The sequence below is a fragment of the Desulfofundulus thermosubterraneus DSM 16057 genome, assembly GCF_900142025.1.
GTDB lineage: Bacteria > Bacillota > Desulfotomaculia > Desulfotomaculales > Desulfovirgulaceae > Desulfofundulus > Desulfofundulus thermosubterraneus.
Genome location: NZ_FQZM01000003.1, coordinates 187,455 through 211,134, shown reverse-complemented (window position 1 = coordinate 211,134; position 23,680 = coordinate 187,455). Strand labels below are relative to the sequence as shown.

Here is a 23,680-nt window from a genome sequence, read left to right as displayed (position 1 = left end):
CGGGAAAAATTTTGCGTAAAGTAAAAACAATCTACCCCCCTGCGCCTGCTAATCTTCAAAATGAAGATTGCCGGAACAATTTTCCCCAAAAATTTGCCCGACAATGGAACCAGAGGGCCATCCAGTTCGTCTATGATGTAGAGGTACGAGATGGTACAGGAATGTGCCGGGGGAGAAGGTCCGGTCTGGACGGATTGATGCAGGCGCCAGGCTTTATTGCACTTTAGTTTGCAGTTAGCTAAAGGGGGAGAACAGGATGGGTTTATCACGAAAGCCTGGTTGGAATGAGCAGGATGAAACGAAAGGGGTGGGGTCAAAAGGGTTGATGTGGCGGAAGGTTTCCCAACGGTTAACTGAATCGCTGGCGGGAAATCAAGGTTTTTGCGCGTGTGCGGGCCAGTATCTGTCTTTGCCGGCGGAGAAAGGTTGCTGCCACAGTGTCGCCGAACAATTTTTCCGGCGGCTGCCGGCATGGCGCTGGCTGGCCGCCATACTCACACTTGTATTGCTCTTTTGTTTTTCCCGGGTGGTTTTTGCTGCGCCGCCGGCGGCAACTGCCCGGTCCGGTCCCGTCAAAATGAACGTAGAACTGGGCTGGCAGGGACAGGTGGTGCCGGGTAATACTGGTCCGGCGGTGGTAAGCCTGAAAAATAACAGCGGGCGGGACATCAGCGGTGTGGTGGAAGTAATCAACCACTATAAGCACCAACCACCCCCGTCGCCCGGTTCTCCACCCGGTACCAAACCGGGGCCGCCCATTTTTATTCCCGCTTCGGCCTTTGGCGAGAAAGTTTCCCTGCCTGCCGGTGCGGAAAAGCGTGTGGTGCTGTGGTTTCCCTGGCACGGTCCCGGGGACAAGATGATCTTCCGTTTTCTGGAGGGGCAAAAAGTCCTGGGAAGCATAGAAGTGAATGTGCCGGGCACTGCGGGCATGATATCTGGTCCCATGGCAGGTGCCGTCGGGGTGCTCGGGCAGGTGCCTCCGGCGCTGGAGAAAGTGCGTTTGACCATGCCCGACGGTGTTCCCCGGGCTCCCCAGGTAATCCCGCTGACTGCCGATCTTTTCCCCCGGCGCGGTGAGGACTTAAATGCCTTTACCACCATCCTGGTTACCGGGTCCGGGGCGGGTACCTTGACCGAAGAACAGCGGCGGGCCCTGGCCGGCTGGGTGGAGCTTGGAGGCCACCTGGTTCTGGCTGGAGGGCTTGAGATTAACGATACCCTGGCCGTCCTGCCCTCTGGAACAACCACCATTAAAAGCGAGGGCATAACTGACCGGGGCAACTGGCAACCGGCGGCCGCCTGGTTAAAGCAGCCTTCTTCAGTGGTAACCGGCGCCCCCGTAGCGCGTCTGGTCGGGAAGGGGACCTGGTGGGGGCCGGCGGAGGGCCCCCTGGGACTGCAGGAAGATTATGGTAGCGGCAGGATTACCGTACTCACCTTTGATCCCAATCAAGAGCCCTTCAATCACGGCGCCCTGGGCCGGGCCCTGTGGGAGAAGCTCCTGATGGCAAGGGGTCGGGAGGAGTACAGGTTCAGCCCCAATTCCCCCATGGCCCGGTTGGGGAACATATCCCACCTGCCCAATAACCTGCCCCAGACGGCTTTTCCCCGCTGGTGGGTGGTGGGGATCTGCCTGCTGGCCTATATAGTGGTGGCGGGGCCGTTAATTTACCTGCTCTTACGGCGGCTCCAGCGGCCCGAGTTTACCTGGCTGGCCGTACCCCTGCTGGCCGTAATTTTTACCGGTAGCCTTTACATTCACATGTTCCAGACGGGAACCGGTGTACTGGTCAACACGGTACAGGTGGCCGATGCCGCCACAGGGGACCGGGTTAAAGGATATACGGCGGTAGGCTTTTTTGCTCCCACCCGGTCCACCTTTACCGCCACCCTGGCCGGGGGTGACCGTTCGGTACAGGTACAAACCTTTGGGGGCCGGCCCTGGGAGATTTACGGCCCGCCCACAGAACCGCCCTATACCGTAATCCGCGGCAACGACCTGGAGGTTCGTTTCAGCGATGATTCCCGGTGGACCATGCGCACCCTGGCTTTCCACCAGGACATGGCGGGGGCTGTTGTCGGGTTGGCGGCTAAATTGCGGGTTGAGGGAACCCGGCTGATCGGTACGGTGAAAAACGGCACCTCCCTCCACCTGGACCACGTTACCCTGCTCCTGGGCCAGGATTACCGGGGTTTAGGGGATTTAGCCCCGGGTCAGGAGGCAGCCGTGGACATGCCCATTCCAGGTCCGCCTGTTTACAATCCCCAGGGGATGCCCCGTCCCAACCTGCCCACCTGGCAGATTTTCCTGCAACCCGAAGGCCGCAGGGATGATAAGCGTGGTCAGGCGCTGCTCCTAGTGCCTCACTCGCCGGAGTACCAGCCCCCGCCCCGGCCGCTGACTGTGGAGGAGCAGCGCCGGGCCATGATGCTGGAACAGTGGCTGAACATGTACCGTTACGGGCCGGTGGAGAACGTGGGCCAGCCCCTGACCCTGGTGGCCTGGACCCACGACCCGCTGCAGGACGTGGAAGTGAAAAACCTGCGGGCCAAAACCCACTACCTCAGCATGATTTTCCTGCGCCCGGAACTGGCGATCCCCAGAGGTGCTTTTGACTTGCCCGCGGGCCTTGTTGTGCCTCAACCGGTGGATATGCAGGTGCAGGGTGTCTCCGGCCATAATAACCTGATTGGCCTGGATGGCGGTTCCATTACCTATGCCTTCCGACCTGGTTTGCCTGCCGGGGCGAGGGTAAAGGGGATTACGGTGGAACTGCCCTTCTTTCCCACCCGGTCCACACCCGGCATGCCCAAGGGGTCTGTGGGACCGCCTGTTTCCCAGCCGGCAGATGTAGCTCCGGGAGCGCTGGAAGTGTATCACCCCGGGCGGGGGCGCTGGGAGCTGCTGGCAGGGGCCAAAAGTTTTACCCTGCCTGAAGAATATGTCAGGCCGGGCGGGGAAGTACTGCTGCGGGTAAATGGCGAGAGCTTTTCCTCCGGGAGAGGATTTTACTTCCTGCCGCCGACGGTGGCCTACAGGGGGGTGATGGAATGATCCGTACCAGCGGGCTGGTTAAATACTACGGAAGGGTAATGGCATTGCAGGGGCTGGATATGACGGTGCCTCCGGGGGCCATTTACGGGTTCATCGGTCAAAACGGGGCCGGTAAAACCACCACCCTGCGCATCCTGGCCGGGCTGCTGCTGCCCGACGGCGGCGCGGCCGAAATAGCGGGCTACGATGTGGTGCGCCATCCCCGGGCAGTGCGGGGGGTGGTGGGGTACATGCCCGATTTTTTTGGCGTGTACGATGACCTGAGGGTGGGGGAATACCTTTTGTTTTACGCCGCTGCCTACGGCATCCGGGGCCAGCGGGCGGCCAGGTTACGGGATGACCTTTTGGAGCTGGTGGAACTGGGGGATAAGCGAGATGCTTTTGTGGATACCCTGTCCCGGGGGATGCAACAGCGCCTTTGCCTGGCTCGTTCCCTGATCCACGATCCCCAGGTGTTGCTCCTGGATGAGCCGGCCAGCGGTCTGGACCCCCTGGCCCGGGTGGAAATGAGAGAAATATTAAAGGAATTGTGCCGTCTGGGCAAGACCATCATTATCAGCAGCCACATCCTGTCGGAGCTGGCCGATCTCTGCACCCACATCGGCATGGTTACGGCAGGCCGCATAATACGCCAGGGGCTTTTGCACGAAGTGCTGGCTGCTGCACACCGGCGGAATTTTATCGTGCGCTGTTACGGGTCCCTGGTCCCGGCGCTGGCCGTCCTGGAAGCGTGGCCCGGCGTGGAAATCATCAACGCCACGGAGGAACAGGTTGAATTCAGCCTGTCCAACGGTCCGGCCCAGGCGGCGGCCCTGTTAAGGGAGATGATCTCCAGTGGGGCGGCCGTAACCCATTTTGCCGAGACGCAGCAGAGCCTGGAGGATACCTTTCTACAACTGGCCAGGGAGGGGGGCGAAGCATGAGCAGAGAAAGGGATAGGACTGATCACACTGCCGGGCCGCCGGGACCGGCCGGGAGCGGCCAGACGACGCGGTGGCACCGGAGGGAGTGGCTAAAAGCATTCCTCTGGAACCAGTGGGAAGGACTGCGCAACGGCCTGGTTCCCATGCTGGGCAAGGAAATGCGTGGCCGTACCCGGGGACTGCGTTCCCCTTTGTTACTCAGCTTTTACCTGGGGTTGATGAGTGCCGGTACGGTGGCCTTTCTATGGCTCATGACCGATCGCACCAGCCAGATCATGCCTCAGGTGGGCCTAAACCTCTACAGCCTTCTGGTCCTGGGCATGATACTGCTTCTGGCCTTTATTGCCCCGGCCATAGCCGCGGGAGCCATCAGCGGCGAGCGGGAAAGACGTACCTATGATCTCCTGCTGGTGACCAGGGCTTCTTTAACGGGAATTGTCCTGGGCAAGTGGCTGGCCTCGGTGGCCTACCTCCTCTTCCTGGTGCTGGCTGCCCTGCCGGTGCTGGCGGTGGTCTTTCTCTTCGGGGGAGTGCCCCTGTCCAACATGGGCATGGCCCTGGTGGTGGCCTTAACCACCGGTTTGGGCTACGGCGCCCTGGGCCTGGCCCTGTCGGCCATTTTACGCCGCAGCCAGGCGGCCACCATTGTTTCCCTGGTCCTGGTCTTTATGCTGGTCTTTGGTTCCCTGGTAGTGGCAGGAGTGGTCAGTGCCGGCAGGCAGCCGGCGGGAGATATGCCCGTGCCGGTTGGTGAGCCGTGGCAGTCCGTTCCCGGCCCACCCTGGTATGTTTACCTGAGCCCCCTGACAGCCCTCTCTCCAGCCCTGCCGGGTACGGAAGGTGAGGGGCTGGCCATGAGCGGGCGCATTCCCCTTGTAGGCACGTTACTTAACGAGATCATGCGTGAATTTCAGATGGACCCGGCCAGTGCTTACGCCCGGAAAATGAGTTATGCCTACGGAGTCTATCCCGGCACAAATCCCGGTTCTCCCGGTGTTCCCCCGCCGGAGCGGGGGTGGGGTGCGTTGCCACCCTGGTCCCGTTTTGCTCTCTGCCAGGGAATACTGGCAGTGATCTCCCTGGCAGTATCGATTCTGGTTATTGCCCCCCGCAAACCCTGGTCGGTGTGGCTGGTCTCCCGGCGGGCCAGAGCCAGGGGGCAGGGAGGGATTCCGTTATGAGCAATGGCATTCGCGTAATATTGTTGTCTTTTCAAAAGAAACGCCATGGCTGGCCTCATGCTGGCCTAGCGGATGCCCTGTCGCCGCTGTTGAGGCGGGTGCGCACCCGCTACCTGCTGGAGAGCCTGCGTCTGGCTCTTTTATGGGGGATGGCCCTGGCCGCCGGAACACTGGTTTTGCTGCGGTTGACGCCGGTAGGTTTGCCGGGCCTGTGGGCCGCCGTAACGGGCGGGGTTTCGGCCCTGCTGGTGGTTGCCTGGCGTACCTGGCGGCGTCCCGATGCCCTGGATGTGGTGCGGGTGGCCGATTCGCTGGGGCTTGACGGGCGTGCCGTTACCGCCTATCGCCTCCTGGCCCGGCAGCCACCGCCGGATCCCTGGGCCCGGGCGGCGGTAGGGGAATCCCTGGCCGCCTGCCGTGAGCTGGGTTCCAGTCTGGAGCGCATCTACCCAATCATGCCCGCCGCCGGGCCCTGGAGGCATGCCGGCCTGGTGGCAGCGGTGTTGCTCGTCCTTTCCCTGCTACCCAATCCCCTTGCTTCCCACTGGGACGCCCGGCGTGAAGAACGGGCAGCCCTGGCGGAGGCGGCTAGGCAGTCCCGGCAGGCGGTGGAAAAGATACAGCACTTAAAGCTGGGTGCCCAGAAATTGCTGCCGGAAGAAGTGCGCCGTGAGCTGGCCGCCCTTCCCCGGACGGTGAGCAAGGCCCGGAATAGGATGGAGGCAGCCACCCGGCTGGAACGTTCGAGCCGGGAGCTGGACGATCTGCTGAGGGGCCTTAATCCCGGCGCCCACCGGGATGTCCGGGAGCTGGCGGCCCTCTGGGAGCGCAAAAATGACCGGGTTTTAAAGGGCTTAGCAGCCGCTCTGGAAAACGGAGATGCCGCAAAAGCCCAGGAGCTGGCCCGCCAGCTCTTCGGGGCAGCTAACGGGAAAGAAAGGGAAGAACGGGCCCTGGCCCTGTTCCAGGGGGCGGAAGCGGTAAAAACCCCTGCCCTTCGCCAGAGCCTGCGGGATGCGGCCCGGGCCGTGCTGGAGGGGAAAGACGGCGGTGAGGGTGATCCGGCGGGCAGTTCCCAGGGGGTAGGAGGCGGTAAGGGTAATCATTCCGACAGTGCCGGTGAAGCCCTGGCCTCTGAACTCGGTGAACTTGCGGAAACAGCCCTGGCCGCCTCCCGGCTGGCCGCGGCATCATCCGTCTTTAACGGCCTGGCCCGACAACTTGCTGCGGGGGCTCCGGCATCTGCCCTGGCTATGGCCGGAAACGCCGGTTACCCCACCGGTCCGGGGGCCGGAATGGCCGGGGCCGGCGGTTACCCCGGTGGAGCCGCAAATCCGGCAGGTGCAGGCACTGGTGCGCCGGGGGCGGCAGGCGGCGCTGCCGGGAGCACCGGTTCTGATGACGGTGCCGGTGGGAGCGGGGCCGGAAGCACCGGTCAGGGTCAGGGCACGGGAGATCGGACCGGCGGCGGTAACGGCGGTGGAGAGAATACCGGTTCCGGTGGACGGGGCAATGGAGGCAATGGCAGCGGCAGGGGTGGTGGCGGCAACGGGACGGGCGGCCATGGGGCCGGTCATTCCGGCGGAGGGATGGAGACAATCTACGCCCCCTCCTTGCTGGGGGGCAGGGGGGAGGAGTCCCGGGTGGCCGGGCAGGTGCGTCCCGGTGAAGCCGGCGAACAGGTGGGCCTGCACCAGTCCCCCACGACCCTGGGGGCCATACGTCCCTACAGCGAAGTTTATGCTGCATATAAAGCCGAAGCCCAGGAATCGTTGTCCCGGGCGCCCCTGCCGCCGGCCCTGCAGTCCCTGGTATGGCAGTATTTCGAGGGGGTAAAACCGGAAGAATGAAATACGGGAGAAATCTAACAAGCAATTGAGAAGAGTGACTGGGAATCCCGCTTAAACGCCGCAATTCTTCGGGAAACGCTTCCCGGGTTCTTATAAAGTTGTTCCAATTCGCCCTTGACTTCCCCTGTTCTGGTAAATTCCTTTGATGCAAGCCCGGGAGTAACGGGCTTCCGGGTGGAGCCGCCGTCGGCCGTCTTGAGCAGGCGGGTCTTGGTGCTTCCGGCCTCGGAAACTAGCGCCCAGCCCGTTTTGCCGTTGACAAACGTCAGTTGCCGCACGCCCACCAGGTCCGGGTAAGGGGTAATCTTTGCCCAGTTCCGGCCGCCGTCAGTGGTCCGGTAGAGCCGGTCGCCGTTAGTGGCGAAGCCGTGCCGGGCGTCGGCGAAGTTCCTGACCAGCCCTTTATTTCCTTCCGGCGCGAGGGGGGCCGTGGGGTTCCAGCTCTCTCCGCCGTCGTGGGTCACGTAGAAAATAGTGGCCGGAGACTGCTTCTCCCAAGCGCTATATTTTAGTCAATATGGGTATACGCGAGGTTAATCAGGTTAAAGCCGCCGGTATGCATATAAATCCCTGCTCGGAAAAATGTTTATCGAAAGCAAAAGCTTTTTTGATTCCCAGACGCCGCATGGTGGTAAAGCTGGCGCAATCAACCAGGCTCAAATTTCTCCGGTTGGCGGTGAGCAGGGCGTTGGCGGCCTGCCGGTGAAGGTAATCATCGATCCATTCCAACTGCAGGACGGGAAAAACGTCTTCATGAAAAGCCCTCACTGCCGCCATGCCTAACCGGTGCTGCACCAGGGCATAGGTCTCCACCAGCACGTAACTGTTGCAGACAATAACCTCGCGGGACTCCAGCAGATCGGTCCATACTTTTTTTGCCGCTTCGTGGTTTTCGTCGTCGGCGTCCAAAACGGCCAGAAAAGCCGAGGTATCCACGTAAACACTCATTTATCAAGAGCCTCCACCAGGTATTTGTCGTGGTTAATCGCCAGATCTCCCGTACCGGAGCGGAAACGACCGGCAATAGCGGCAGCGCGCCGGATTCGTTCTGTTGGCTCCGGACCCACTGAAGAAGCAAGCGCTTGATCGATGCACCGGCGGATTAACTCGGCCAGAGAAACCCCTTCAGCGGCCGCCCGGGCCTTCAAAGCGGCAACCTGCTGCTCGGTAAGCTGAATCTGGGTTCGCAACATTTTTATCACTCCCAACAGCATGATTGCATTTATGATAACATTATGCCGGCCCGGCGTCAATGATTTTCTTTGGGGTAGCCTTGATCGTTTGGTTCAAGGCGATCGCCAGCGGGCAGCTGATTTTAAAACTTTCCACCCAGGGACTGGAGACTTTCGTTACCCACGCGCATGACTTGCTGCAAAGGTTCGACGGTTAAGTTCATCTCCAGGGCCATTTTTAAGCAAACATCCGTTGACTTAAATCAGTTCGCCCAGCGTTCGGGTGCTTATCACCTCTCTTCCCGAAACTCCGGAGTTGCGCCGCCTGCCGGGATGCGGGCATCCCCGGAAGCCAGCACTTAGTTGATCATTTCCCGGGCAAAGGCAGCCATCTCCGCCGGCGTCCGGCCGAAGGCGGTGGCGTTGATATAGCCGAGCCAGTTGTACCACTGCCGCTCCCCCGCCCACTGCTCCTTTCAATACGCATTTGCCTCCACGGTCACCGCCGGCGCCGCCGAAATCCTGGTCTACGGAACCGCCGTGAAGATCTAAACTATCTAATGGTTCGGTTATAATCATGGCGTCGGTGATGATTTGCGGGCCTGTTCGCTGTCTCATTCGCAGGATAATACCACCAGCCTGCCCTCTTCGCCGGACCGTTCGTTCCGGATATAGGCCAGCCGCCTGCCGTTTACTCCGAGGACTAACTTCTGGCCGCCGTCGGCGGTGATTTGCGTTGCCCGGTCGCCCTGCACCCGGAAAATCTCCTCGCCGCCGCCTTCACCCCGGGCGAGGAAGAAACCGTCCGCGCAGCCGGGCGCGGGGAAGATGTCATCCCAGAAATCAACGACGGGAGCGACTTCGACCGGTTTTTCCCCTTCCCGGACCACCCACAGGGAGCATTTATCCTGCCTGCTCACCGTGTAATGCACCTGCTTGCCGTTCCGGCTGACGTTCAAGGGCATAATATGGGTGGCGTCGGGGGGTAAATCGGCCACTTTCGTCATTTTCCCCTGGAGGTCGGCCACCCACAGGGACTGCCATTCCATCGCGGCCGTGTCCCATGTTCCGGCCCGGCCGGCGGGGCTGCCCTTGACTTTCCCCGCGGCAAAAGCAAGGTGATTGCCGTCCGCCCCCCAGCGGAAATTCGCCACCTTCGCTCCGGGGACAGTTATACGGGCAACCTTTTGACCGTCCGGGGTAACTATTTCCACTGCTTCCGCCACTGGCGCGGGGCCGTCTTCTAAAGGCACGACGTGGTAGTCGCTGGCGGACCGGCCGGCCTTTTGACCGGGCTTCAACGACGCCGCGTAATAGGCCAGGTGACTGCCGTCCGGGGAATACCGGGGAAGGAAGTTCCAGTTCTCGCCGTTTAGCGCCAGGGCTTTTTCCCGGCCGCTTTCCAGGCTCAAGAGGAAAATCCCTTTTTGGTCCGGCTCCCACAGTTCGTAAACGCAGCTGTCGCCGGCGGGGGAAAGCCGGGGATAGAAAAAGCCGTCGTAGGAAGGGATATTATCCTTTAAAAGCGTTTTTTTGCCGTCGGCAACATCCACCCGCCACAGGGCGCGGGAAGCCTGCACAAAAACGCCATCAATGCCGGGGAGCAACTGCACCTGGCGCACCATGCCCTCCGGCACGGGGAGCCAGGCTATCTCCCGGGCCTCGCCTTGATCTGGCGCGGTCGCCCGTATAGAAATCCCCCGCTGCCCCTGGTGGGCTCCGTCGGGCTGGGTTCCCTGGCGGGCGAAGACCACCTGGTTGTCCCTGGTCCAGCCCAGCAGTTGCAGAACCAGCGTACCGCCGGTCAATTCGTTTTCCCCGCTCCGGGCCAGGAGCCTTCCCCCGGAGCCGTCCAGGGCCATCACCCACAGTCCGGCCGTCCGGCCGCCCGGCTGTTCCTGCCTGCCCTGAAAGGCAATCCACCGGCCGTCCGGCGAAAACATGGCCGCGGCCGGCGTATAATCAATCGTTCCCTGCCCCATGTCGAAGGAAGCCAGGTGGATCGCACCGCCCCTGACCGTACCGCCGCCGGTGGTTACTTTTATCCCGAGAATTTCCGCTGTCTTTTCCGGCAGCGGCCGGGGCGGCTGCACCGGCGGCTGCCCTCGCTGCTCCTGTTGCGCCGGCGGCGCCTGCCCCGGCCCCGCCTTCGGTCCGCAGCCCGCCGCCCCGATCACCAGCGCCGCCCCCAGGAGCAGGCAGGCGGCTAAATGCTTGTAAGCCTTTTTAACAGCCACCCCGGTCATCTCCTTTGTCTGGTAATCCTCTATAACTTATATCATTATCTATTTGACGGCTTCAAGAAAGATTTTGTTTAGGGAAAGAAGACTTTAGGCTGAAATTAATTTTTTGATTAATTTGAGGTCTTCCAGGGCTTTCCGGGGTTTGTCCCAACCGGGCAGGTAAATCAAGGCTTTCTGGAAGTATTCAACGGCCCTTTGGTTCTGTCCCAACCTGGCGTAGATCTCACCTGCTTCGTAACAGGCTTCGCCCATCATGCGGGGGGAAAGATCGGCGGTTAAAAGACTTCGGATAGCAGAACCCATACTGGCGGGTTTTTGTGGGTAGGGAAGCTTTTTCTCCCCTGCGGCGATGATGTCCTGGTAGATGGCGACGGCCTCATGATAGCGTTCGAGGCCGGTTAACGCCCGCGCTTTAATCAGTTGAAAACCATATATAGAAGGGTAGATTACCTTGTCTGCAGCCATCCCTTTTTCGGCTGCTTCCAAGGCCTGCCGGTATTCCCTCACCTTGACCAGGGCGTCCGCCAGGTAGTACCAGTAAAAGCTGGCCTGCGGGTGTTCCCGCACCCTTTTCCGGTAGTACTCCACCACCCTTGGGAAATAGGCGAGGTAAACGTCTTCAGCGGAGATCAAATTTTTCCCATCCCAGCGCAGTACATCTACGGCCATGGCGTCACCGGTGTCCTTGACCCAGACGGCCAGTTCCTGCCGGCCGTCTTTACCTTTTTCACCGGCCAGGTCCTCCACTTCCAGGCGGTGGTAACCTGTGCCGGCAATTTTTTCAGGTTTCCATCCTGCCAGGCCAGGATGTCCAGGCCATTGCCCGCCGAGGCGCCGATGGCCCAGCCGATAAGCAATTCATCCCGCCCGTCGCCGGTAATGTCGGTCAGTTGCAGCCGTTCCAAACTATATCCGCCTTCCTCCTGCCACAACTTCCTCCATTGACCCTGTTTAATCCCAGTTAAAATTAGGACGCCGGCACTGCCCTGGCTCGTGCGGTAACCGGCAATAATTTCCGGTTGCCCGTCATGGTTTAAGTCGCCGGTTTGAATTAATTCCCGGGTGCTTTGGGCCACCTCCCCTGCCGGTTCCGGGGCTAAAAGGTGTGCGCCGGCAGGTAAGAAGGTCTGCACAATCTTTCGCAGCTCGTTCTGATTACCTGCCTTTCTTTCGGCGGCAGCGTTGGCGCTTGTTTCAGGACGAATTGACCCTACAAAAAGTTCCCCAAACGGGAGGCTTTTTGTCCTACTTTTTTCAACAGAGGATGAAGAAATGGCCACCGTTTTGCACGAGGCGAGCGATATTGACCCAGCACTCATTGTGTAACAAAAATATCCCCCCTCGTGGGAACCAAATGGGCCTGCCCGTCGTCATATAAGTTAAGGAAGCAATCTACTCAAAGCAAAGGATGATTTTATGGTGGTAACCGGTAAAGACAGCGAGTATGGACCGGCAGGTACATGGGGAGCTGGCCTTCTGGCACCGGAAGGCGCGGAGATTACCCGCCGTTTACATGAGGTTACCCGCCGGCTGGGTGAAGTGCAGGAAGCCATCGGGCGGGTGATTGTGGGGCAGCAAGAGGTGGTCCACCAGGTATTGATTGCCCTTTTAGCCGGGGGGCACGTGCTCCTGGAAGGCATACCGGGCCTGGGCAAAACGGTGCTGGTGCGCACCATCGGCCAGGTAATGGGCCTTACCTTCCGGCGCATCCAGTTTACGCCGGACCTGATGCCGGCAGACATCACCGGCACCGTGGTCTTCGAGGAACGGGGTAGCGGCGGGCCTTTCCGTTTTGTGCCCGGTCCGGTCTTCGCCAATATTGTACTGGCCGATGAAATCAACCGGGCCACTCCCAAAACCCAGAGCGCGTTACTGGAAGCCATGCAGGAACGCACGGTAACCGTGGGGGGTACCAGCTACCCCTTACCCAACCCGTTTTTTGTACTGGCCACCCAGAACCCGCTGGAGATGGAGGGTACCTATCCCCTCCCTGAAGCCCAGCTGGACCGGTTTTTATTTAAAGTTAACGTACCCTACCCCACGGCCGAAGAGCTGGCGGTCATTGCCGCCCGGACCACCGGTGCCGTGGAGCCCCTGGTACCGGCGCTGCTTGAGCCCCACGAGCTCCTGGAGTGGCTGGGGCTGGTACGGCACGTGGTGGTGGTTGAAGACATAATGAACTACGCGGTGCGACTGGTGCTGGCAACCCAACCCGAAAACCCCCACGCCCCCGAGCGGGTGCGCCGTTTTATCCGGTACGGTTCCAGTCCCCGGGGGTTGCAGGCCTTGATCCTGGGAGCCCGGGCCGAGGCCCTGCGGGACGGCCGCCCCCAGGTGGTTTACCGGGATGTACAGCGGGTGGCACCGGCCGCCCTGCGCCACCGCCTGATCCTGGGCTTCGAAGCGGCCGCGGAAGGAGTTACGGCCGATGACCTGGTTGTCGAGATACTGGCTACGGTGCCGGCGATATCATGACGTTATAATGGCGGAGGATTTATGAAATTCCAAAATCCTATTCAGAACCCTGACCCGGCTCCCGGCAGGTACTTGCTAGAGCCCGGCCTGGCGGCCCGCCTGGAAGGCTACCGCCTGGTGCGTTACCACCCCGTTGGCGGTGAACCCGGCGGGAGCCGGCGTTCCCGCCGTAAGGGGGGTGCGGTGGAATTTGCCGACTACCGCCAGTATACGCCCGGAGACGAACCCCGCCGGGTGGACTGGAAGGCTTATGCCCGGTTGGGGCGGTTATATGTTAAGGAGTTTCTTGATGAGCGGCAGGACTGCGTCCTGTTACTGGTGGATACCAGCGCCTCCATGGATTACGGCGGGGAGGCCCACAAAGGGCGTTGCGCCCTGCGGGTGGCCGCCGGGCTAGGGGTATGCACCCTGGCGGGCAATGACCGTTTGGCCGCCGCGGCCGGTGGGAGCCAAACGGCCCTCTTAGCCCCTCTGGGAGGGCGGGGGAGTATTTTTCGCCTGCTGCAGTTTCTGGAGGGATTGACTTTTGGAGGCGTTTCCGACCTGGCCGGGGACCTGCGTGCCGCTTTAGCCATGGCACCCCGTACGGGCAGCCTGTACGTCTTTTCCGACCTGCTGGATCTGGAGAAGGTGGAAAAAACCCTGCGCCTGGCCGCGGGTTACGGTTTGGAAACGACGCTCCTGCATATCATGGCTCCCCAGGAGCAGCAGCCAGGTTTGGAAGGGGAATGGGCGCTGGTAGATGCCGAGAGCGGGGCCCGGGTGGAGGTATCCGTAACCCCCGCGTTGCTCCTGGCTTACCGGCGGCGCCTGAAAAACTTTATGGAGCAACTGGACGACCTGTGCCGGCGCTGGGGAGCCCGGCGGGTGATGGTGGACAGCGGTGAGAGGCCGGGCAGCACCTTCTTCATTACCTTGCCCCGGGCAGGGGTATTGCACCCGCGGTGAACCTCCCCCGGGACAAGCCCGGGGGCTTCGTCCCGAAGGTTTCTCATGTCATCGGAATGCTGCCTGCTAAAGCGCAGGTCTTACGCTTTCCTCGTGAGCTACATCCCGGCATTTGCCGGGAAGGCCCGGTCCATGGGCGTCTACTACTTCGCCATTTGGCTACGTAGATACGTGCTTACTTCAAAGCACCAGTCTCTTTCGGGAATCAGTTTTACGTAGCGGCCCATTGACCCGCTGCAACCCCATACTGATTGTCAAAGATCACAGGAATATCATACCACGGAAACAGATGTTTGTGAAGTATTTATCGCCCTACCGGCGATGCCTCTTTCATCCTACGGCACAAGGCCGTAGGTTTTCAGAGGCAATTTTCTATAAAATCAAGCAGTAGGGAATGCCTGCCGTAGCAAGCAATGTACTAACTTTGGTTGGCGGATCGGACATGTTTATCTACTCCCTGCCGGAGCTTTTGGGTTATCCGGGATATTCTGCAGACGGTTAAAACCGGAGGCGATTTGTTTGAGCTTTTTTCACCCCCTCTTCCTGTGGCTCGGCCTGACTTTGCCGGCCATAGTGGCCCTGTACATATTGCGGCCCCGGCGCCGGGAAATGATTGTTCCCAGCACCCTTTTCTGGCAGGCCGCGCCATCCAGTATGGAGGCCAGCCGCCCCTGGCAGCGGCTGAAACCCCGGTTGTTATTATGGTTGCAGTTGCTGGTGGCCGCATCCCTGACCCTGGGAGCTGCAGCGCCGGTGTGGTACCGGGGTTCCCCTTCCAAAAGCGTCATAATACTTCTTGATGCCTCGGCCAGTATGAACGCTACCGATTTAGGGCAGACCCGCTTTTCCCGGGCATTGCGGGAAGTGGAGGCCATGGCCAATGGCCTGGAGAAGGGGGCTGCCATGACGGTCATTGCCTTTGACCAGCAGCCCCGGGTGGTAGTGCGTGAGGCTGCCGATTCCCGGCAGGTGCACCGGGCGCTGCAGGGGCTCAAGCCGTCATGTTATCCGGGGGAGCTGGGGCCGGCCCTTTCCCTGGCCCGGGCACTGGGCCGCCAGCAGGACCGGCCCCGGATAGTCCTGGTGAGTGACGGCGGCCTGGCTCCAGTGGACAATGCCGGGGATCTGGAACTGGTCACCGTGGGCAAGGATGAGGCGGCCAATGTGGCCCTGGCCGGTTTGCAGTTGCGCCCGGCCGGAGAGGGCCAGGCGGCCCAGGTAACGGTTGTTAACCATGGCAGGCGGGCGGCTTCCGGCCGGGTTTACCTTAGTGCCGGCCGCCAGGAAATGCAGGCCCGGAAATGGCGTCTGGAGCCGGGAGAAAGTACCCACCTCCTGTGGCCCCATTTGCCTGCCGGGGTGCCGGTGGCGGCGCGCCTGGCTGTAGATGATGTCGGGATGGATCACCTGGCCCTGGACAACCAGGCCTGGGCGGTGCCCGAAAACAAACACCGCGTGCGGGTTCTGCTGGTCAGCCAGGGGAACATCTTCCTGGAACGGGCGCTGGGCGTATTGCCGGGCGTTGAGGTATATAAATGCACTCCTCAAGAGTACACATCCCTTTTGGGCGGAGCTTATAACTACGAGATTACCGTGCTGGACGGCCTTATTTCTCCCCTACCGCCGGGGGCGGCGCTTTTCGTAAACCCCCCGGCAGGGGAGGTTGCCGGATTAAAAATAGGGGGCAGGTTTCATCCTCCGGCCCTGGCCGGGACGGAAGGAAGTATCATGCTCCGCTATGTAGATTTGTCCCAGGTACATATTGCTTCTGCCCGCGCCCTGGAAACCGGCAGCGGCTGGACTGCCGACGTAAATGCTGCCGGGAAAACGGTGATGGCCCACGGCCAGCGGCAGGGAAAACGCCTGGTTGCCTGGGGGTTTGATCTGCACGAATCCGATCTACCCCTGCGCCCGGCCTTTCCCGTGCTCCTGCACAACGCCATCTCCTGGCTGGCGCCCCCTGACCTGGAGTTGCCGGCACAGGTTTACCCGGGTCAGGAGGTAAATGTGGCCGCTTTGCCCCTGGCCCGGAAGATAGAGGTGGAGCCGGTTTCACCGGAAGCCGTTTTTTTGCGGGGAGCATCCCTTTCCAGTGTTCCCAATGAGAACAATTTAGATGATGGTAAGCCTGGTGTTCCGGTGGTGCTTGCCCCGCCCTTCCCACCTGCCCCCTGGATTCCCTCTGCGCCGGGCCTGTACCGCATCGTGGAAAGTTGCGGGGATGGGGATTATCCCGGTAACCAGATCAGCCGCCTGGTGGCCGTAAACGGATACCATGCCCGGGAATCCGATCTGCGCGTGCGGGACCCCCGTTCCCGGCAGGGGGAGGAAGTAACCTCCACCGCCCCGCGACCCCGGCCCCAATCCCTGGCCGGCCTTTTGAGTGCCCTGGCCCTGGCTGCGGTACTGGTGGAATGGGGGGTGGCCAGCCGTGGGCGTTAGTTTTACCGAGCCTTTATGGTGGCTGGCCCTGCCGGTGATCCTGGCCGCCGCCTGGTACCTGCGCCTGCCCTGGCTGCAGATGGCCCGGCTGGCCGGACGGGGGCCCTGGCGGCGGGAAATTTTCCGGGTCGCTTTTCGTTTTGCCATCCTGATCCTCCTTGTGGCCGTGCTGGCGGGGCCGCACCTGGTTATGCCGGTGCAGCGGCGGTGGCGGCCTGGTTATGGTGGGCGGGCCCGACTCCTATGGTCCCGGTGGTTACGCCGGTACCCCGGTGGAACGGGCGCTGCCCGTGGAAATGCGCATTTCCGGCCGGGGTGAAATGCCTTCCCTGGGACTGATGCTGGTCATTGATAAATCGGGCAGCATGAGCGGGGCAGCCGGCGGGGCGGATAAAATGAGCCTGGCCAGGGAGGCGGCTGCGCGCAGCATTTCCATCCTGACTAAAAAGGACCGGGTGGGGGTAATTGCCTTTGACAGCCAGCCCTGGCTGGTAGTGCCCCTGACGCCGGCGGATGACAGGGAGCGGCTGCGCCAGGAAATAGGGCGCATTTATGCCGGCGGAGGGACGGAAATCTTTCCGGCTTTGGCCAGCGCTTACGAGGCTTTAAAGGATGCCCCGACCCGGGTCAAGCACATCATCCTGTTGACAGACGGCATCTCGGCCAGCGGGGGGTCTTATCAGGAACTGACAAGGGCGATGCGGGAAAAGGGCATAACCCTCACCTGTGTGGCCGTGGGCCCCGGGGCAGACGCCGGGATGTTAAAGGCTCTGGCCGAACTGGGCCGGGGGCGTTTTTACGCCACTGCCGATGCCGAAACCATTCCGGCCATATTTACCAGGGAAACGGTTATGGCCACCCGCAGTTTTGCTGTAAACGAACGTTTCTTTCCCCGGGCCGCCGCAGCCAGCCCCCTGCTCCAGGGTTTGGAAAAAGTTCCCGCCCTGGAAGGTTACATTACCGTCACGGCCAAAGACCGGGCGGAAACGGTGCTCGTTTCCCACCGGGGAGATCCGGTGCTGGCGGCCTGGCAGTACGGGTTGGGGCGGGCCGTGGCCTGGACTCCCGACGCAGCCGGCCGCTGGAGCGCGGCCTGGGCTCAAAGTCAGGTTTTCCCCAGGCTCTGGGGGAATGTCCTGTCGTGGATCCTGCCGGCGGTGGATACCAGTCCGGTGCAGGTGCAGGCGGAAGTGGTTGGTGGGGCGGAAGCAGCGGCGGCTATACAAGGCGAAGAGCCTGCGGCAGCTGCCGGAGGTACCCCGCAGGCCGGTGCCCCGGGTGGTTCTGTTGTCCGCGTTACCATGGATGATCCCGGGCACTGGCAAATGGTGCGCCAGTTTACAGCTGTATTGACCGGGCCTGATGGGGAGACCAGAACCTTCGATTTACATCCTGCCGGTCCCGGGAGGTATACGGGGCAAACAACGGTTTCCGGTCCCGGTGCGTACCTGGTGAGCATTACTGCCACAAATGGCGGCAGCCCTGCGCTGGTAGCTCAAACGGGCCTGGTGGTATCCTATCCGACCGAATACCGGGAGACGGGGGTGGATCTGGGCCGGCTGGAGGAAATTGCCCGGGCCGGCGGCGGAAGGGTGCTGGCCTCCCCGGTCGAGGCCTTTGCCCCCGACCTACCCCCGGTACGGGCCGGCCGGGATCTCTCCTCCCCGCTGCTGGCCCTGGCTGCCGTGCTCTGGTTGCTGGACGTGGCCGGCCGCCGTCTGGTCATCGGTGCCGAGGAACGGGCGGCCTTGCGCCGGGCCTGGTCAACGGCATGGCAGCGGCTGACCCGGTGTGGCGGGGACGCAGCAGAACCTGCTCCCGCCTGGACCGGCCGCACCCTGGCTACCGTAGAAAAGCTTGGTTTCCGGCCCGGCAGGCGGGGGGATAACGCGGTTACCGGTAGTCAAACAAACGGTGGCGGAAAGGCAGGAAGTGAAGCGGCAGGGACACACCCGGTGGCAGGCAGGGCAGGCGGTGGGAACCAAACCGGTTTGTCTCAAGAACAAGGAAGTGGTGCTGTAGCAGGGGCCAGCCGGGGTGCCGGACGTGTCCCGCCGGATATTCGAATGCGGGGCGATTCCGGCCAGCGGCCGGAGTTGGATGGCCTGGCAGCGCAAGACGAGGGAGCGATGTCTTCCGGCCAACCAGGTTCACCACAAGACACCGCCGCCAGGCTCCTGGCCGCCAAACGCCGGAGAAAAAAGTAGGTTGGGTGAGAAATAGATTGGCTATTTCAGCTCCGCCAGCCCCTGCGCCAGGGTCCTGGGTTTAAACCCGAAATGTTTTTCTACTGCATCCAGGCCGGTCACATTGTCCAGCTCCATTTGCTTTAACTCCACGGAAGTTACCGGCGGATCGGGCAGCAGGCGCTCCATTACCGGGACCACAAGGCGCATCAGGGTCAGGGGGACGGGCAGTTTGACCCGCCGCCGGCCCTGGCTGACCAGCCAGGTATCCAGCATCTGGCCGTAGGTTAGGTGCTCCGGCCCCCCGATTTCATAGGTTTGTCCTATAGACGCCGGGTTGTTTAGAGCAAGGACGACGCAGCAAGCCAGATCTTCGGCAGCCAGGGGTTGAAAGCGGGAGGATGCAGCGGGGACCGGAGCAAAGGGTGGAGGGCTCATCCTTAAGGACTGGTCCATGCGGTCAAAAAAGCCGAAACCCCGGCCGTAGAGCACTGAAGGACGGAAGATGGTCCAGGCCAGGCTGCTCTGGCGCACGGCTTCTTCACCCAACCACTTGGAATAGGCGTAGCGGTAGGCCGGGTCCGGGCGCACACCCAGGGCACTCATATGGACGAACCGCCGGCAGCCGGCTCTTTCGGCGGCGGCAACCATGTTGCGCGTGCCCTGGACGTTGATGCTCTCAAAGGTAACCGGTCCCTTTTCCCGGATTACCGCCACCAAATGGACAATTGCCTCAGCGCCGCGGCAGGCTTCATCCAGGGAAACCGGGCCGGTAACATCTCCAGTGTAGAACTCGGGCTCGTTACCCAGCAGGGAGCGGGCCTTTTCCCTGTCCCTCACCAGGCAACGCACCCGGTGACCTGCCTGCAACAGTGCCGGGACTATGTGCCGGCCCACCAGCCCGGTAGCTCCGGTAACCAGAATCATATGCTGCACCTCCGTGATCATCCGTTTTCCGGCAATTCCAGCCCGCGTTCCTGGTCATATGCAAGGTGGCAAAGGATGATCTTCTCCCGGGGGCTGTCCAGGGTAGAAAATAATTGGGGATGGCGGGAGTACCATTCTGCGGGTACCTTCATTTTACGCTCCCCTATGGCAGCCGGTATGGCAAGAAGTTCCTCCTGCCACAATTCAGCCGGGATTACGTCTATTAACCGCTCCCGGGGTTGCCACAGGTTTACCAGGGGGGATGCGGCGTAGCGCACCTCCCGGGGTGAATAGCCGAATAGTGTACAGGCGCGGAATATTTCCTCCAGATTGGTGGGAATGTGTTTATTCCGCGAATATTCCTCTTCCAGGATGGCTTCCAGGTAGCCCGGAGTGACGGGAAGGGGTTGAGTGAGAGCCGGGTTAAAGCTATGGCTTTCTGGTTCATTTCTACTAGAGGAAGAGTGAAGCACCAGTACCCCCGGCCCACGGTGGCCGTTGTTCCTATCCTCGAGATATTGCGGACCAGGGTCCCTGCGCCAGAGGGGGTAGCTGAGCCGTAACAGCCCGGTGGGTCCCAGGCCGCCCGTGTGCACCACATCGCAACCGGGTGGTTCCGTGGGATCTACGTCTCGACCAATTATTACTATCCAGGGGCCAGGCTGTCTTTCCAATAACAGTATTTCTCTTTCCAGCCTTTCCCGGTCCCCGTGGGTGAACAGGGAGTGATAAAGCACAACCGGGCATTCAGGCAGGGCGGATTTGAGCTTGCGGGCGATTTGCGTTGCCTCCCGGGCGGACGGGGTATAAACCACCTGCCTGAGACCCAGGCGGTAGTATTCCCGGATCAGTTCCGGCTGTTTGCCCTGGCAGCGGATCAACTCAAAGAGAGGATTGTTGTGCCCGGCAACGTGATCTTCCACCGCATAACCCGCATCCGCCAGGTATTTTTTTAATGCCGGAGCCAGTACCGTGTCTAGAATTATATGGGGGACCTTCATTTTCCGCAGCAGGGCCAGGGCGTCCAGGGTATAATGAAAGGCCGGGTTCCCCGGTTCCGGCAGCCCGTCCAGGACCACCACCGCCTTCATCAGGTTACCCAGGATATAATCGGCCTGCCGTAAACCGTGGACGAGGGAGAAAACCAGATGGTCCAGGGTGGCTACCGTTACCGGGCAGGCAAAAATGCTTTCCAAGGAATTAGTGGCCGTACCGTTAGGGCGGCCGTAATTGTTTTGCGGCGGCACCCCCCAGAGGTAAGGGTCATTCCCGTAGTAGCTCGTAGCATGCACCAGGGCCACCTGTTCCGCGCCCCAGAAACGGGTTAGCTGGTGGCGGGTAAAGCCGGAGGCGATTTGTCCGGGGCAGATCCATACCAGTTTTTCCCGGCATCTTTCCCGGCCCAGGGACACGGCCCGGGCCAGGGCCAGCGTTATTCTTCCTGAGCCGGGGGGTGCCAGGAGCAGTACAAACCTGCCACCACGGGCCGCCGCACCGGCTGTTTTAACCGTCGCAGCGGCAAAAGGCAACCGGTTAAGGGCCAGGCGGTCGAAGGCTGACTCAAGGTGATAAGGTCCTGAACTCCTGTCGTGTGCATTAACCACGTTCCTTAATAGCGACCCGCAAACCGTTCCGCCGGTCAGGGCGGCCTGGTGAAAAGCCCGGCTGGCCTGGCTGTCACAATACTTTAAAAGGGTAATGGCAAAACAATACAGGGCTTTGGTTCGCGTGGCATTGCCCCACAGGCTTACCCCTTGCTGAAGCCGGGCTACTTCCCCCTGCAACCTTTCTCTTAAGCCGGTTTCGGCGATGTAAGCAGGAGGGCGGAAAACCGGCCGGGCGGAAAGGGGAAAGATATCCTTAAAGTGACGAGTATGCAGGTCCTGGTAGCTTTGCAGGTAATCTTTTATCTGCTCAGTCAAGTAGTTTACACGGGGAAGCAGTTCAAAGCTGTAATAAAGGTGGTCGAAAGGCTGGGTGTGGTGGGTAAGTACCAGTATCCTTACCAGGAGATTGTACTCCTGCGGCAGATCCGTTTCCACCAGGGGCAGGCTGAAAAAGGTATGGGAAAGCTCCCGGCTCAGTTCTTCTTTGACCAGCCGTTCTTGAAATTCCCGGGTGGCCTTGCCTATATCGTGTAAAAACAGGGCGAAAAAAAGGATCTGGCAAAAATCTGTTAAAGGCAGATACTGCTCGTCAACCAATCTTTGCACTGCCGGGCGGTGTTCCCGCAGGTAGCGGGACAAGACAATCAGAGCATCTTCCGTGTGGCCTGCGAGGGTTTGATATACATCCACGCCCGCGCGCTTTTTGGCCAGGAGGGATACAGGCATGGTCGAACTCCTTAAGATCAAAATTTTTATTACATATTACTCCAGGGGATAAATTAAAACAAGGGGAATTGCAGTCCAGGAAGGAATTGAGGAACGAAAAACCGAAAAACTACATAATCAAAAAGGGAGAATTTCTACTACTGAAGTATCCCCATTTTCTGTTCTGGCTTGCGAGGCTCACCGGAGAGAGCGTGCAAACGGCAGGCAAGTGCTTCAGGCAGGCCAGTTGAAAAGTGGGGATATGGTAAGATTCTACTGAAGGGGAGGAGTCAAGGCCTTGGAGCGGATCTGGGCACCGTGGCGAACGGTATATATCGGTAAGCATAAAGAAAAAGGTTGTATCTTTTGTGAGAAGTTACATTCTACGGAAGATGAGGCCAATTACGTGCTCCTGCGGGGGCAGGAGACCTTTGTTTTGCTCAATCTCTATCCCTATACCAACGGGCACCTGCTGATTGCCCCCAACAGGCACGTGGGGGAATTGATGGAACTTACGGAAGGTGAATTGCTGGAGCTGGGCAAAATGACCCAGCGGGTGGTTTCCCTTTTGAGGGCGGCCTTTAACCCCGATGGCTTCAACATTGGGGTCAACCTGGGCAAGATTGCCGGCGCCGGTGTGCCGGGCCACTTCCATATTCACGTGGTGCCCCGCTGGGCCGGAGACACCAACTTCATGCCCGTCCTGGGGGATGTGCGGGTTATTTCCGAAGCCCTAGACACGACCTACCGCAAGCTTAAAGAAGCTCTGGCCGGGGAAAAGGCCTGACGCGTGAACCTGTCGGAGACGAAGGTGCGCTGGTTCCAGGGAGGTTCAGGTGCGGCACTGCAGTGAGCGGGAACCAGCGCACACTCTTTTTCGATTAGCACTCTATTCCCGGATAGGGACGGAGCACTCTTTCGTCGATGTCGCTTAATGAGGCACATCCGGTGAGAATCATGGCCTGTTTCAGCTCACCGGTGAGTTTCTCCAGGACAAACTTTACCCCTTCGGCGCCGCCGCCAAAGGCTCCGACCACCAGGGGCCGGCCCACCAGCACCGCATCTGCTCCCAGGGCCAAAAGTTTTAGCACGTCTACGCCCGAGCGAATGCCGCCGTCGGCCAGAATGGTCACCCGGCCTTTTACGGCCCGGGCAATGGCCGGCAATACCTCGGCCGCCCCGGGAGTATGGTCCAGAATGCGCCCGCCATGGTTGGAGACTACAATGGCCGCCGTTCCCGCATCGGCCGCCAGTTCAGCTTCATCCACGGTCATAATACCCTTGACGATAAAGGGCAGGCGGGTGGCCTTGACCAGTTCCCTGAGCTCGTCAGCTGTCTTGGGTCCCACCGGCTGTCCGAACAGGGCCATGGTCACCAAGCCCGCGCCGTCCACGTCCACACCTACTGCCGGGGCACCGGCTTCTTCCGCCCGGCGTATGCGCTCAATGATGGCCTGTTGCTCCCGGGGCTTAATCACCGGGATACCGTGCCCTCCTTCTGCAGCGATGGCTTCCAGCCCGGAGGTGTAACATACCGGGTCGCCGCTGTCCCCCGACATGCCCAGGGTGCCGGCCTGGCGGGCCCCGGACATGATCATGCCGATGAACTCCCGCTCGGTAAGGGCACCCCCCATGTTATAGGTAACTCCGGTCATGGGGGCGGCAAGAATGGGAGTGGTCAGTTCTTTGCCAAAGAGGGTCAGGCTGGTATCCGGATTTCTAGCCCCGTGAAGTGTGCGCAAATTTAAGCGGTAACGGGCCAGTGCTTCTATATTCGCCATAAAGGATGCTCCCGTACCGGTTCCCCCCATACCCGGGACTTCCCCGGCACAGGCACGACCATCACAGCTCGGGCATACCCGGCAATACCCTTTCAGTTTTTTCCGGGCTGCCTCCCGCAACTCTTTCCAGTTCATAACAGCAATACCTCCTGTCTTCAAGTGATCAGACCATATTATAAATT

Annotated in this window: 20 protein-coding genes; 10 read left to right on the top strand and 10 right to left on the bottom strand. The window is 60.7% G+C overall.

Features of this window, described 5'->3' with window-relative positions; genetic code table 11:
• The first annotated feature begins 256 nt into the window (after positions 1 to 256).
• Genes BUA65_RS01015 through BUA65_RS18115 form a run of 4 tightly spaced genes read left to right on the top strand, consistent with a single transcriptional unit; the run spans position 257 to position 7,012 of the window.
• Positions 257 to 3,058 (top strand): DUF4350 domain-containing protein, encoded by a 2,802-nt coding sequence (locus BUA65_RS01015; RefSeq protein ID WP_072866898.1) that lies wholly within the window; start codon positions 257 to 259, stop codon positions 3,056 to 3,058.
• Positions 3,055 to 3,981 (top strand): ABC transporter ATP-binding protein, encoded by a 927-nt coding sequence (locus tag BUA65_RS01010; RefSeq protein WP_072866897.1) that lies wholly within the window; start codon positions 3,055 to 3,057, stop codon positions 3,979 to 3,981. Before BUA65_RS01015 ends, BUA65_RS01010 begins: the two co-directional genes overlap by 4 nt.
• The gene (locus BUA65_RS01005; RefSeq protein WP_072866896.1) at positions 3,978 to 5,162 is read left to right on the top strand and encodes an ABC transporter permease; all 1,185 of its coding nucleotides are present in this window, start codon (positions 3,978 to 3,980) and stop codon (positions 5,160 to 5,162) included. The genes BUA65_RS01010 and BUA65_RS01005 overlap by 4 nt, the downstream gene beginning before the upstream one ends.
• Complete coding sequence (locus BUA65_RS18115; RefSeq protein ID WP_072866895.1) at positions 5,159 to 7,012, top strand: DUF8809 domain-containing protein; 1,854 nt, start codon at positions 5,159 to 5,161, stop codon at positions 7,010 to 7,012. Before BUA65_RS01005 ends, BUA65_RS18115 begins: the two co-directional genes overlap by 4 nt.
• A gap of 14 nt (positions 7,013 to 7,026) precedes the next feature.
• On the opposite strand, the gene BUA65_RS00995 is transcribed toward BUA65_RS18115, so the two are convergent.
• The 7 genes from BUA65_RS00995 to BUA65_RS00970 form a co-directional block, all read right to left on the bottom strand.
• The gene (locus BUA65_RS00995) at positions 7,027 to 7,476 is read right to left on the bottom strand and encodes a WD40/YVTN/BNR-like repeat-containing protein (protein WP_072866894.1); all 450 of its coding nucleotides are present in this window, start codon (positions 7,474 to 7,476) and stop codon (positions 7,027 to 7,029) included.
• A gap of 73 nt (positions 7,477 to 7,549) precedes the next feature.
• On the bottom strand, positions 7,550 to 7,960 hold the full coding sequence (locus BUA65_RS00990; protein ID WP_072866893.1) for a type II toxin-antitoxin system VapC family toxin: 411 nt from the start codon (positions 7,958 to 7,960) through the stop codon (positions 7,550 to 7,552).
• Positions 7,957 to 8,205: a ribbon-helix-helix protein, CopG family gene (locus BUA65_RS00985; protein WP_072866892.1), complete on the bottom strand. Its 249-nt coding sequence runs from the start codon at positions 8,203 to 8,205 to the stop codon at positions 7,957 to 7,959. Before BUA65_RS00985 ends, BUA65_RS00990 begins: the two co-directional genes overlap by 4 nt.
• Positions 8,206 to 8,442: 237 nt before the next feature.
• Complete coding sequence (locus BUA65_RS18025) at positions 8,443 to 8,802, bottom strand: hypothetical protein (protein WP_131821444.1); 360 nt, start codon at positions 8,800 to 8,802, stop codon at positions 8,443 to 8,445.
• Entirely contained in the window at positions 8,799 to 10,421 is a 1,623-nt protein-coding gene (locus BUA65_RS00980; RefSeq protein ID WP_072866891.1) for a TolB-like translocation protein, read from the bottom strand. The genes BUA65_RS18025 and BUA65_RS00980 overlap by 4 nt, the downstream gene beginning before the upstream one ends.
• 93 nt (positions 10,422 to 10,514) lie before the next feature.
• Complete coding sequence (locus BUA65_RS00975; protein WP_131821443.1) at positions 10,515 to 11,174, bottom strand: tetratricopeptide repeat protein; 660 nt, start codon at positions 11,172 to 11,174, stop codon at positions 10,515 to 10,517.
• On the bottom strand, positions 11,087 to 11,503 hold the full coding sequence (locus BUA65_RS00970) for an FG-GAP repeat domain-containing protein (protein WP_131821442.1): 417 nt from the start codon (positions 11,501 to 11,503) through the stop codon (positions 11,087 to 11,089). Before BUA65_RS00970 ends, BUA65_RS00975 begins: the two co-directional genes overlap by 88 nt.
• A gap of 340 nt (positions 11,504 to 11,843) precedes the next feature.
• On the opposite strand from BUA65_RS00970, the gene BUA65_RS00965 reads away from it, so the two are divergent.
• The 5 genes from BUA65_RS00965 (at position 11,844) to BUA65_RS00945 (ending at position 18,499) form a co-directional block, all read left to right on the top strand.
• A complete protein-coding gene (locus BUA65_RS00965; RefSeq protein WP_114281436.1) occupies positions 11,844 to 12,902 on the top strand; it encodes an AAA family ATPase in 1,059 nt (352 codons plus the stop codon).
• A gap of 21 nt (positions 12,903 to 12,923) precedes the next feature.
• Positions 12,924 to 13,850 (top strand): DUF58 domain-containing protein, encoded by a 927-nt coding sequence (locus tag BUA65_RS00960; RefSeq protein WP_072866888.1) that lies wholly within the window; start codon positions 12,924 to 12,926, stop codon positions 13,848 to 13,850.
• A 519-nt stretch (positions 13,851 to 14,369) separates the two neighbouring features.
• A complete protein-coding gene (locus BUA65_RS00955) occupies positions 14,370 to 16,292 on the top strand; it encodes a vWA domain-containing protein (RefSeq protein ID WP_072866887.1) in 1,923 nt (640 codons plus the stop codon).
• Positions 16,282 to 16,611, top strand: coding sequence for a hypothetical protein (locus tag BUA65_RS00950; RefSeq protein ID WP_072866886.1), 330 nt, complete (start codon positions 16,282 to 16,284; stop codon positions 16,609 to 16,611). Before BUA65_RS00955 ends, BUA65_RS00950 begins: the two co-directional genes overlap by 11 nt.
• Positions 16,514 to 18,499: a VWA domain-containing protein gene (locus BUA65_RS00945; protein WP_084061929.1), complete on the top strand. Its 1,986-nt coding sequence runs from the start codon at positions 16,514 to 16,516 to the stop codon at positions 18,497 to 18,499. The genes BUA65_RS00950 and BUA65_RS00945 overlap by 98 nt, the downstream gene beginning before the upstream one ends.
• A gap of 21 nt (positions 18,500 to 18,520) precedes the next feature.
• Here BUA65_RS00945 and BUA65_RS00940 read toward each other — a convergent pair whose 3' ends face one another.
• Together BUA65_RS00940 and BUA65_RS00935 are read right to left on the bottom strand one after the other, a co-directional pair.
• The gene (locus tag BUA65_RS00940) at positions 18,521 to 19,405 is read right to left on the bottom strand and encodes an SDR family oxidoreductase (RefSeq protein WP_072866884.1); all 885 of its coding nucleotides are present in this window, start codon (positions 19,403 to 19,405) and stop codon (positions 18,521 to 18,523) included.
• Positions 19,406 to 19,422: 17 nt separating this feature from the next.
• A complete protein-coding gene (locus tag BUA65_RS00935; RefSeq protein WP_072866883.1) occupies positions 19,423 to 21,738 on the bottom strand; it encodes a CRISPR-associated endonuclease Cas3'' in 2,316 nt (771 codons plus the stop codon).
• 277 nt (positions 21,739 to 22,015) lie between these two features.
• Here BUA65_RS00935 and BUA65_RS00930 point away from each other — a divergent pair, with 277 nt between their 5' ends.
• Positions 22,016 to 22,504, top strand: a complete 489-nt coding sequence (locus tag BUA65_RS00930) for an HIT family protein (protein WP_072866882.1) — start codon at positions 22,016 to 22,018, stop codon at positions 22,502 to 22,504.
• Between the two features lie 94 nt (positions 22,505 to 22,598).
• Here the strand turns inward: BUA65_RS00930 and BUA65_RS00925 are convergent, their stop codons facing one another.
• Entirely contained in the window at positions 22,599 to 23,633 is a 1,035-nt protein-coding gene (locus BUA65_RS00925; protein ID WP_072866881.1) for an alpha-hydroxy-acid oxidizing protein, read from the bottom strand.
• Positions 23,634 to 23,680: the final 47 nt, after the last annotated feature.